The following is an 11,530-nucleotide window of genomic DNA, read 5'->3' as shown; positions in this document are numbered from 1 at the left end:
TTTAAAACAATTTTAGCGTCTCTCTTTTTTTTCTGGCAGATTCCGCTGATAAAGCAGTTTTTTTTGATTTGTATAATCTGCAAAATCTGCGCAATCTGCGGAAGACTTTTTTAAGAGTTTCGAATAATCTCCTCTCGATGCGATTTTCCCCATTTGATCATTTCTTCAATTACAGGACCAAATGATTTGCAATACGGCGTCGATTCATATTTCACCTGAATTTCGGCATCGCGATCTTCGGTTCTTTTAATGAGCATGTTCAATTCCATTTCTTTGAGCTCTCGCGAAAGCATGCGTGTCGTGATTCCCGGAATACTGCGTTCGATTTCCCTAAAACGATGATTTCCGTTGCAGATCGAATTGATGATCGGCAAACGCCATTTTCCGCCCAAAACATGCAGCGTGTCCTGAAGCGCCTGTACTTCTTCTTTCTGGTTTCTTTCCATCTTGCTTAAAATTAGTTTGGTATACTCCATTATACTGGTTACAAAGTTATACCATTTTGAATTTAAATTTGCTAAATAAATTTTAAATAATCAAAAAGATGGAAAATCTAAAAAATAAAACAGCCGTTATAACAGGGGGAAACAGCGGAATAGGTTACGCAACAGCCAAACAATTAAAAGAACAAGGAGCAAACGTCATTATTACAGGAAGAAGAAAAGAAGCCATAGAAAAAGCAGCTTTAGAACTAGGCGTTACAGCTATTACAGCAGATCAATCGAATATTTCAGATATTGAAAAACTGGCAGCTCAAGTAAAAGCCGATTTCGTTTCGGTTGATATTTTGTTTATCAATGCGGGAATCGCAGGTTTAGGAATGATCGAACAAACCACAGAAGAATTGTACGACAATATTATGAATGTGAATCTAAAAGGCGCTTTTTTCACTTTAAGCAAATTTATCCCGATTTTGAAAGATGGCGCTTCGGTAGTATTTCTTTCTTCGAATACTGCGAGTATGCCAGGTCCAGGATCTTCGGTTTATTCGGCGAGTAAAACGGCTTTGAATTCGTTTATGAGATCGGCAGCTTTAGAATTAGCGCCAAGAAAGATTCGTGTTAATTCGGTTAGCCCAGGACCAACCCAAACCGAAGTCATGAACAAAGTAGGTTTAGACGAAACCACCGTAAAAGGCATTATGGATGTGGTAGTAGAAAAAGTCCCGCTAAAACAAATGGGAAGGGCAGAAGATGTGGCTAAAATGGTTTCGTATTTGAGTAGTGAAGCTGCGGTGTTTATGACTGGAGCTGATGTTATTATGGATGGTGGGATGAGTTTGGGGTGATTTTTTTTGAATTTTTGATGAATGAGAAAGAGCTTGTAGAAAACAAGCTCTTTCTCTTATAAAAATCTATTTTGTACTAATAAATTGTTTAATAATTCTTCTAATTTCTTCTTGCCATTTTAATACTTGATCTTCTACATTAATCAAAACAACACTACATATTTTATTATCATGTTTGCCATCTTTTTTTAGATATACTCCTGCTTTACTATTTTTATTATCTCCTGGATAAACTAAAGCTACTTTATTAGCATCGTAATATTCATGATAGACGTACATTTGTCTTAAGTCATCTGGAGAAGGGTTAAAACCATTTAGATTTTTCCATTTCGTATCTAATACAATATTTCCATCATAAGTTTCAATATAGATATCAGGTTTTATTGCAGTTCTTCTGCCATTTTGAGGTTTCCAAAAAAACTTTGACGATTGCGCTTTTACTTTAATGAAATCAGTTGTGTTTTTCTTTAAGCTTGCATATATAAATTGTTCCCATAAAAGATTCATATCAAACATCAGAGCCAAGACATGGTTTTTTCCTTTGGTTACATCTGGATGATATTTGAGAAGTAATAACTTTGCAATTTCAATGGCTATTTGATAATGCTTATTTTTTCTATTGTATATTAATTTTTCAAAAGTAGAATCTGAAACTTTTATATCTGGCATTTCAGGAAAATTCAATAATAAAACACCAATTCGACTGTGTAAGTCATTATTGCTATTGATTTTTTTTAGTAATCTTAAAGCTTTATAAATAATGAAATGTAAAGTGTGTTCAACATCATATGTAGAATGACGAACATAAAAACGTTCTTTATGAATTAGATTCTGTTGAATGTGTTTGCTAAACTGTAAACTCCCTTTTAAAGTAGTAATATTTTCTTCTTTTTTTCTATATTTTTTGACCAATCCATTATGAAATAGATATTCTATTTCTTTAATAAATAATTCAAAATACAAATCAAGAATAGTATTAGGCTTTATTTTTAGGTTGCTGTTACTCGTAGATTTTATATCAAAACTTCCTACAGTCCTTAGCATTCCAATTAATAAATTACGCCATTTTTTGTCTTCTTCTTTCGAGTGAGGAATTTTGTCTGCCTTTGGCAATACTTCTATTAATGTATTACCAACTTGAATAACGCCAACATGTTCATTAAATTGAACGCCATTGTAGACCAATTTATAAAAAGGTTTTCCATTACCATAATAACGTTCTAAAGCTTCAAATTGATCTTTGGTGATTTTCTTTTCACCTTTATCAAAACGAAGAGTTTCATGTTCAAATACAACAATATTTTCTTTTATTTCAGCCAAACTATTTATTCATTAGAATTTTAAGAGCTTTTTCAAAACTCATAATTTCTCCATGTTTATCTTTAAATATAATCTCCTTGTCTTTTCTGTAATCAATAATTTCATAAATATTTTTGTTGTCGAAATCATCTGGAGCATCATAAAAATCAGCAAAAATATTTGTTGAGGCTTTCTCTTCTTGTAAGTGAACAAATCCCTTTCCTAGTACTAAACCTAGTTTATTGTAATCCCCAAAGAAATATTCTTGTAATAAAGGAATAATATTTTTATAAAAGGATTCTATTATTGAATTCTCATTTTTATTAAGTAAGTAAGAATGCCCTATTTTATGATCTTTGTCCAGTAGTTTCTCAATCCTTAAATTAATAGTTTGAAGTATATCAGAAGCTGAATATCCATAAATATTATTTTGTAAGTCTTTTAAATCGTAAAGAGGAGGCATTTCTTCAAAACAAAAACGTCTTCGTAAAGCTGTGTCCAGAGCTTCAATACTTCTATCTGCTGTATTCATGGTACCAATGATAAATAAATTAGGAGGTACTGAAAAATATCTTTCAGAATACGGTAGTTTTACAATTATTTCATCTTGGGTTAGTCTTTTTTCTGATTCGATAAGTGTAATTAATTCACCAAATATTGATGAAACATTTCCTCTGTTAATTTCGTCAATGAATAATCCAAAAGGCGAAGCGCCACTAAATTTTTCTCTTCTTTGATCTTTAGTGTAATTTAAAATGCAGTCTGATAAACTTGAAAAACCCGCTAATTTAGCAGCTTCATCGCAACATTTGTAAAAAATACCATCTCTTACAAAATAGCTTAAATCAGAATTTTCTTGATTCTCCTCATTTAATCTTGGCTTTATTCCCTCTATAAAATCTTCATATGTAAAGGATTGATGAAAGGTTACAAACTCAAAGTTGTTTTTTGTTTCTCGTTTATTTTTAAAATTTTTAATTTCATTACCTAATTCGCATATATCAGTAATAAGTTCTTTTTTTTCTGGAATTATCTTCCAAAGTGAATTAGAAAATTTATTAAAAATTAGTGGATCCGTACGTTTTGTATAGTCAACCGTTTTGGACTCCTTTATTGTATGCTGTGAAAGTTGTCCCCATAAAGTTTGGTCAATACTTTCAGTATTGGAAGCATTAAGTTTTATTTTTATAAATTGATGTTCTTTGATTTGTGGAACTGACATTAATTTGTTTTCCACATATAATGTAAGTGCAATAACTTGCCACCAAGTTAATTTGCTTATTTTTTCTATTAAAAACTCTTCTTTTGAAATAGCTTTACTGTTCTCAATAAATTGCGAACAAAAATCATGCTTTAATTTATGGGTTTTTCCAGTTCCAGGTGGGCCGTAAAGAATTTGGTTTAAATTTTCAGACATAATTTTATTTATATTTGTGCTTGTCATAATATTGTTTTTTAGCTCAAATTGAGTATCAAAATAGGGTATGAATAATTTGGCATTTGCTTCTTTTACTTCTTTAGTAGGTATGATAATACATGTAGAATTATCATTGGGTGTCCACCATTTTTTATCATCATTATAAGGCTCTTCTTTAATTGCTTCCGAAATAATTTCGTAGGAGCGCTGTAGCCAGCCATCATCACCATAATCCTCATATTCACAATAGGTAGCATCGCTTGTTATTCTGCCTATTACTTCTAAATTGCTGTTACCTCTGCACATATAGAAGTAATCTCCTATTTTCATTTCTTTTTCAAATGTCTCTCCCTGCGTTTGGGACGAAACTCCTTTTGCTTTAGTTTGACTATGAACTATGATTAAATAGTTGTCGTTAAAGTAAGTAAAGGCTTTATCATCAATATCCTTTGGACTCATTGAAACTTTAAAAATAGATTCGTTATCATTTAAATCAACTACATTCAATTTAGATTTCCCATCTTTTTTCTGATAAACACGTTTGTTGAATAAGGTATCATGATATGTAAAGAAAGAGGTGAACTTGAATATTCCATTATCATTAATCTCTTTTTTTATTTTTTCTATCCTTGAGACATTGTTCGATTTAAGACTTTTACGTTTATAGTTTTTATTTTTCTGAAGTACTTCATCAATTAACAGTCCTTCTATGCTGATGTTAATGTCTAATTCTTTTGGAAAGTCAATTAAGCCTTCTTTAGAATTACTTTTAACATTTTGAAAACCAGAATTAACATCCAATATAACAACACGATCATGTTCTTTAAAAGTTTGAGATAATGCATTATATTTTTCTTGTGATGATAAGATGTAAAAGTTAATGAAATTTTGTTTTTTTGCATCGGCTATAAGCTGATTTAGATCTAACTGTAAAGGGTGGATGAAAGGCTGAAAGTTGGCCTTAACCCTTGAAATAAGTTCTGGGTATGCACTATTTAGTCTTAGAAATTGATCATTTTGGCAATTAATTTCCTCAATATTTATACATAATAAACTCTTTCCATAGTTAACTTCACTTATTTTTCCTATAAGTAATTTATCATTTGAAATAAAAATTGCGTTATCATTTTCTTTTAGTTGTCCATATATATTATCCCAGCGATTACTAGCAGGATCTCCCCACAGGATGGTTCTATTTATAGAATTATATTGGCTTAAAATACTGATTCTTGTAAGTAAAGTTTTTGTCATTATAGAGATAATTGAAATCGATGGTTACTTTTAAAAAGATAATTGTTTATACAATAATAATCAATTATTAAAGACTATTTAATTTTCTTTAAAACAGTCAAAAGCTTAGGGATTTTATCAACCTGAGTTTCAGTCCAAAATGTATAATTTAAAATTTTATCATTATCGTAGCTATTCAGTTTTATTGTGATTCTTCTGGTTCTTTCATTAACAAAATAATACATTGTCATTTCCTTTGCTTTGAAAATAAATTCAGAAGATTTGTCTTTAAGTTTTAAGTCAAGATTTGGAATAACATTATCTTCTACAAAATTTATAAATTCTTCAATTTCATCGATGCCAATCCAGGCTGTTTTATAAATATCAGGGTTTTTAATATACATATCTATTTGCAAAGCATTTACTTTTGTTCCTGCTTTCAAGTCAATAACTTCAATTGGATAAAAGTTTACCACTTCACCAATTCCAGATTTAAATTCAGCTGTTGTGTTCCAATCTTTGTTGATTCGAGTAAATTGAGCTTTATCGATAAATTGTCTTGTTGTAGATTCTATGTTCTCTTTTTGAGCATATGAAAAAATAGAAAATAGAATTAAGCTGGTTAAAAGTAGATTTTTCATAATTTAAATGTTTTTATCTTGTTTGTACAAAGATTTTTCTTTTGTGGATGTTATTTTTATGGAAATCCGTAAACTGTCATAATATTTTTAGCAATTCTAATAATAATATGAAACAGAATAATGAGTATTTACACGGTATTTTCCCTAAATAAAACAAAAAAAAACAAAACCCTCAATCTTCTTTCGAAGACCAAGGGTTTTAATTTTTTCAAAAAAGAATAAACCTTTACTCCAAATCCAGATAAGGATCTAAAATTTCGGCTAGTTCATTGAGCCAATAGAAGCTGTCTCCAAGTTTGGCAGCGTTTAGCTGAATGTTTTCTTGATCGTTTAGAACGCCCAATGCGAGGGTTAGATTTACCTGTCTTATGGCTCTCGCCATATCGAGTGGGTCAATTCTGTCGTTGAAGAAATTCATTAGACCGATTTCGGCTTCTTTTGAAAGGGTTTTGGTACTCATAACTCTGTAATTTAGGAAATATAAAACCCATGTAGCTTAGGTGTCCTACGCTTACAGAAGCGTTACGGTTGTTTCCAATGCCGCCACCATACCACATGGGCAAGAAGTTTTTTAAGTATCATAATTCTGTAATTTAGGAAGCGCAAATATATTAAAAAAGAAGTTGGTTTAATAGTATTAAAAGTAGTATAATTCTTAAAATTGTTTTTCCTCGGTTATAGTGTAGGTTAAAAAATCTATAGCATGAAACTGCCCATCTGCATAAAAGGTTTTGTTGGCAATTTCTTCTATTTGTTCTTTTGGCATCATGATAATTAGACTACCATCTGATTTTCTAATTTCATCGCCCATTTTTTCTAATCTAAAAAGTTCGAAATTAATTCGTATATGACAGGCATGATTGGTCATGTAATTTCCATAGGGATCGCGATAACTAACATTGCTGTCTTTCAATGAAAAATGAGCGCTGTTTTTGGAGTTATGAAAACTGCAATTGCCAATGCTTCCCATTATGGTAATACCGCAGATTGTTTTTATTGCCATCTTAGTTAGTTTTGTCTTGTTTTCTCACTACTGTTGTTTTTGATATCCTTATCAGAATGAAACTCGTGGATTAAATCGCTCTAGGTAAGTATGTTTATTTTAGCAAGAAAAATATAAGCTCCTTTATTTTAAACGCAACTTTTCCATATATGGATTTTCTATGACTTCTAGGATATATGTATTAACTTCTATTATTGTTGACACTTTGGATTTTATTTGCTTGCCAGTAATTTTTCCTGTTTTTAAAAATCTTTCAAAAAGGATATAATATAAACCGATGAAGATGCCAAACAGAAAGACTAGCAAAAAATTTAATAGGCTAAATTCGTTTTTCTGAATTTTAATATATTCATCTATTTGTGCAGCCGTTATGTTTGGATATTCTTCTAGTCTTGTTGTTAGATATTCTGAGTTACGATCAGTGGCTATCTTTTCAATTGTTTCTACATTGCGATTGTGAATAAAAATAAATTCTTTTCCCGAATTTATATTATTAACATTGTCTTCGAAACTATTAATAAGTAGAATAGATTTTTTCAATATGTCAATTTCTCTCTCTGTAATCATTGTTTTTATTAATATCATTTGCGTGAACATCATGTTCACAAGTACATCATTATTTTAATCTACTAGCACAACGGGTTATCAAACTGGAATTTAAGTGTTTTTGTTTATTATTAATCTTGGGAATTTATTTATTAGGACCACCTATCCCTGCTTTATTCCATATTTCTTCATCTAAAAAAGCGCCATTTTTATCATATTTTCTAATTTCCGTAGTGTGGGGAGTTTCAATTGTTATTGTTTTCTCACCATTTGCTGTAATTCTAACTATTTCAATAATGTCTCCGCAATAATAAACATCACTGTCATGAATCAAACTATTCTTAAAATCATATAAAGTAGCTTTATCTACAAAACCATCTGTCACTATGTATTTAATCGTATATGTTTCACCACTCTTCATAAACTTTTCATCAAGTTTTCCGTCAATTTTGCCAGCTTTATTTATTGAAAATTTTGTAAAAAAATCGTCGTATTTAATTATGTAATTTCCTTCTTTTAATATTGTGTCTCGAGCGAGATCATAACGGTTTTTATATTTACTAGCCAGAACAGAAAACTTATAAGTTACTGAGTTAAGTCTAACTTGAAAATTCTCTTTATTTAAGGGTGAGAAATCAATATCTTTTTGTTGAGAGAAAACGAACTGTTGTGTTAAAAACACGAATACAATTATAAATTTCATATTTTTTAGTCTTTAATTTATTTTGCAAAATGTGTTACGATATTTTGCCGAATTGTTGTTAATTCTGCTTAGTAGCATGATAAATTTTACGTAGCTTTTTACCAATTAATTTTTTTTGAAGTATAAAAATTCTCATCCTTACCTCTCATTGCCTTAAAATCAATTGAATCTTGAACTTTATTTAAACTATTTATTATATCCTTGTTTTCAATTCTAAATTTATCATACGTTACTAATTTTACAGTGTCACCAATTTTTAAATGATCAATTGATTTATTAATTTTATACTTTTTAAGTAAATTATAAGCTTCAGCTTTGGAAATTAGACGATTTCTTTCTTTAATAATTATATCGATAAAATTGTCCTTTGGAATTTCATCAAAATTTAAATTATAAATTAGTTTTAATTTGTTTTTTTTATTGCAAACCTGATAATCAGTAATGTCGTCTAGAAAAACTTTCCCATTTGCACGATAACGCCAAACTATGTAACCCACATTCGAAGAATTTATAATAATTCTAAATTCAGTAGGAATACTTAAAACTACACTGTCTTTCATTGAAGGATTTTTCAAACTTGGTATAAGTGTTACCATTTCTTTTGAATCTATTTGTTTGATTTCTATAGGTTTTTTAGTTTGACAAGAGACTAATAATGCCAAGAGAATTAAAAGTGAAAATCTATATCTTGTTTTCATGGTTCTGTTTGTTTATTAGTTTATAAAAATAGTATCTACGTATGTTAAATATTTATGGGTGTTTTCATCTTCTTTTGTGTAATGCAATAAGGTGAATATAAATTTACTTTTGTCATAATTACTTTCTATATAATGTTTCTCTTTTAAATCGGTCAACTCTTTTAAAGTTTTGATTTCACCCTTTAATAATTTATCTAATATTTTTTGGTCAATTTCTAAACACTTATAGTCCCCATATCTATCTGTATTAAACATTTCAGAACGCGCTAACTCATAAATACCTCGAATTCCTATGTCTTTTGCCCGTTCAACATCATGTACCACAATACCATCCCATACTTTTTCAATAGGTTTACTAATGCTTGGATAAACAATTGCATTTAAAAAATCTAGAGGAGCAAACATAGTAGTGATTGTTTCTATTTTTTTTTCATCCATTGCAAAACTTAATAGATCTAAAGCTTGCAAGACATAATCTAGTTTTTCTGCATTTTTTAATAGCGCATTAACAGCTCCAACCTGCACAATACAATCAAGTAGACTTACTCATTATTTTGATTTTTACCAATTGATTTTTTTGCTTACATAGAAAAAACTTCCATCCTTTTTCATAGCTCTAAAATGAATGGAATCACTAATCTTATTAAGCTCTTGAATGATTAGTTTGTTTTCTTCTCTAAACTTATCATAAGCTACCAATTTTATCGTGTCAGTAGGTTTTAAATTATCTAGTGATTTATTTATGTGGTATTTTTTCAATACTTGTTGAGCATCTTTTTTGGAAATTAAATGATTTCTTTCTTTTACAATGATATCTATTGATGCACTATTGACTGGTTTATCAAAATCTAATTGGCGTATTGACTTTGTCTTGTTATGTTTATTATAAACTTCATAATCGAAATAATCTTTTTCAAGAGTTTTATTATTAACTCGATAAATCCATGCAATATATTCAATTGAAGAATTAATTTCTATTTTAAATTCTATCGGAAAACTAATCCGAATACTATCTTTTATTTGTCTACGATCCATAAAATTATCTTCAAATGTTACCATTTCCTTAGAAGTAGTTTGTTTAATCTCAATTGGCTTTTTAGATTCACATGAAAAAAATAATAGAGAAATTATAATAATGATATAGGTATGTTTCATAATTGAATTAGTTTATAAAAATGGTCTCTATATATGCTATCTTTTCATCTATTTCCACGTTTTTTTTTGTATAATAAAAAACAGTATAAATTAAACTAGTTTGATAATCATAATTATTAATTGATTTTCTAAAATTTTCTAGATTATTTTCTAAATCTTTTAGTGTCTTATATTTTCCTTTCAATAAATTATTTAACATATCTTGGTTTATTTTAATATATTGATAATCACCGTATGTATCTCTGCTAAACCATTTTGCTACTGCTAGATCAGATATGCCTCTAAGACCATTGTCTTTAGCTTGTTCAACAGCGTCTACAACCATTCCATCCCAAACTTTTTCAATAGGTTTGCTTATGCTTGGATAAACAATAGCATTTAAAAAGTCTAAAGGAGCAAACATGGTAGTGATGGTCTCTACTTTTTTTTCATCCATTGCAAAACTTAATAGATCTAAAGTTTGCAAGACATAATCTAGTTTTTCTACATTTTTTAAAACAGCATTACGAACCCCAACTTGTTTAAAATAATCCAATTGACTTATTCCTTTAGTTGTTATAAGTTTTCCTTCTTTTCTATAACCAAAATTGACTGCTTGGGTAATTTCATAAAGTTGACCGCTGTTATCAAATACCGGTTTGGTATAAAGCCTTTTACTAAATTCTATTTTGCCCAAATTGTTAACTAGATATCCTTTTTTAAGTTTATTAACCGCTATAGAATACCTCAGTTTATCGCTGTATTTGACCATTTTTTCGCGAACATCTGTAATGGCATTATTTTGAATGTCATCCAGAATAGTATCCATTATTTTTTCTAATTCTTTAGATGGTTCTACAGTCGCTACGATTCCTGCAGAGAAAACAATAAGCTCTCCGTCTGCAGTTCTAATTTCTGGAAAACCATAACCTTCATAAGCTGGCTTTATAAACAAAGTAGTTTTTGAAGGATATACATTAAGTATATTTGTATTTGAAGTCCAGGGTTTACCATTATATTCCCAGGTCCAATAAAAGTCTAGACAGCCATTCTTAAAGCGTCCAAGGTCAGCCACTAAATCATCATACCATTTTGGATTGAGAAATAATTTAACTGTCATTTTATGAGTTCCGTTTACTTCTCTTACAACGGCATTTCGATAAACTTTTTTACCGTCAAATGTATCATCGTCGGACAAAAGCCATTTTAAGCTATCTCCATAATCTTCATCCCAAAGCTTAAATGTTATATTTGTACCAATTGGTATATCATTACTTACAGTTAATTGATAGTATACCGTTTCTCCGAGATTTGACCTAGACTTAGTGGCATCCTTTTCCAAATTTCTCATTCCCTCATAATCCGATGTCCAACAGCCTGCAAAAGCAATTTCAGGTTCTTCTTTAACTGGTCTTGGTTCAGGTTCTCCATAAGTATATTCGGGCGCATAATAATCGATGCGCCCATTGGAGTTTATTTCTATTTCGTTGGCAAAAATTCTTGTAGTTCCCCTTACATTATAAGTGGCATTACCACCGACACGTCTAGTTTTAGTCATAATTTTTAGTTAC

At 29.8% G+C, this 11,530-nt stretch carries 13 protein-coding genes; 1 reads left to right on the top strand and 12 read right to left on the bottom strand.

The features are described from left to right. Positions 1 to 110: 110 nt before the first annotated feature. Complete coding sequence (locus NU08_RS08765) at positions 111 to 446, bottom strand: winged helix-turn-helix transcriptional regulator (protein WP_008463411.1); 336 nt, start codon at positions 444 to 446, stop codon at positions 111 to 113. Positions 447 to 544: 98 nt separating this feature from the next. On the opposite strand from NU08_RS08765, the gene NU08_RS08760 reads away from it, so the two are divergent. After that, the gene (locus NU08_RS08760) at positions 545 to 1,288 is read left to right on the top strand and encodes an SDR family oxidoreductase (protein WP_129746764.1); all 744 of its coding nucleotides are present in this window, start codon (positions 545 to 547) and stop codon (positions 1,286 to 1,288) included. A gap of 66 nt (positions 1,289 to 1,354) precedes the next feature. Here the strand turns inward: NU08_RS08760 and NU08_RS08755 are convergent, their stop codons facing one another. From NU08_RS08755 to NU08_RS08705, 11 genes are all read right to left on the bottom strand, one after another. Then, positions 1,355 to 2,608: an McrC family protein gene (locus tag NU08_RS08755; RefSeq protein WP_129746763.1), complete on the bottom strand. Its 1,254-nt coding sequence runs from the start codon at positions 2,606 to 2,608 to the stop codon at positions 1,355 to 1,357. A 1-nt stretch (position 2,609) separates the two neighbouring features. Then, a complete protein-coding gene (locus tag NU08_RS08750) occupies positions 2,610 to 5,255 on the bottom strand; it encodes an McrB family protein (RefSeq protein WP_129746762.1) in 2,646 nt (881 codons plus the stop codon). A gap of 74 nt (positions 5,256 to 5,329) precedes the next feature. Beyond that, on the bottom strand, positions 5,330 to 5,875 hold the full coding sequence (locus NU08_RS08745) for a hypothetical protein (protein ID WP_129746761.1): 546 nt from the start codon (positions 5,873 to 5,875) through the stop codon (positions 5,330 to 5,332). Positions 5,876 to 6,101: 226 nt separating this feature from the next. Then, entirely contained in the window at positions 6,102 to 6,335 is a 234-nt protein-coding gene (locus tag NU08_RS08740) for a hypothetical protein (RefSeq protein ID WP_095931884.1), read from the bottom strand. A 195-nt stretch (positions 6,336 to 6,530) separates the two neighbouring features. Further along, positions 6,531 to 6,878 (bottom strand): hypothetical protein, encoded by a 348-nt coding sequence (locus NU08_RS08735; protein WP_129746760.1) that lies wholly within the window; start codon positions 6,876 to 6,878, stop codon positions 6,531 to 6,533. 123 nt (positions 6,879 to 7,001) lie between these two features. After that, positions 7,002 to 7,445 (bottom strand): hypothetical protein, encoded by a 444-nt coding sequence (locus tag NU08_RS08730; RefSeq protein ID WP_129746759.1) that lies wholly within the window; start codon positions 7,443 to 7,445, stop codon positions 7,002 to 7,004. Between the two features lie 124 nt (positions 7,446 to 7,569). Then, on the bottom strand, positions 7,570 to 8,127 hold the full coding sequence (locus NU08_RS08725) for a hypothetical protein (protein ID WP_129746758.1): 558 nt from the start codon (positions 8,125 to 8,127) through the stop codon (positions 7,570 to 7,572). A gap of 98 nt (positions 8,128 to 8,225) precedes the next feature. Beyond that, positions 8,226 to 8,825, bottom strand: a complete 600-nt coding sequence (locus NU08_RS08720) for a hypothetical protein (RefSeq protein WP_129746757.1) — start codon at positions 8,823 to 8,825, stop codon at positions 8,226 to 8,228. 15 nt (positions 8,826 to 8,840) lie between these two features. After that, a complete protein-coding gene (locus NU08_RS08715) occupies positions 8,841 to 9,350 on the bottom strand; it encodes a hypothetical protein (protein WP_129746756.1) in 510 nt (169 codons plus the stop codon). 36 nt (positions 9,351 to 9,386) lie between these two features. Beyond that, complete coding sequence (locus NU08_RS08710) at positions 9,387 to 9,980, bottom strand: hypothetical protein (RefSeq protein ID WP_129746755.1); 594 nt, start codon at positions 9,978 to 9,980, stop codon at positions 9,387 to 9,389. Positions 9,981 to 9,987: 7 nt separating this feature from the next. Next, positions 9,988 to 11,517: a hypothetical protein gene (locus NU08_RS08705; RefSeq protein WP_129746754.1), complete on the bottom strand. Its 1,530-nt coding sequence runs from the start codon at positions 11,515 to 11,517 to the stop codon at positions 9,988 to 9,990. Positions 11,518 to 11,530 lie beyond the last annotated feature (13 nt).

Source organism: Flavobacterium anhuiense, from assembly GCF_004151235.1.
Taxonomy (GTDB): Bacteria; Bacteroidota; Bacteroidia; order Flavobacteriales; family Flavobacteriaceae; genus Flavobacterium; species Flavobacterium anhuiense_A.
This window is presented reverse-complemented; position numbering and strand designations above follow the sequence as displayed.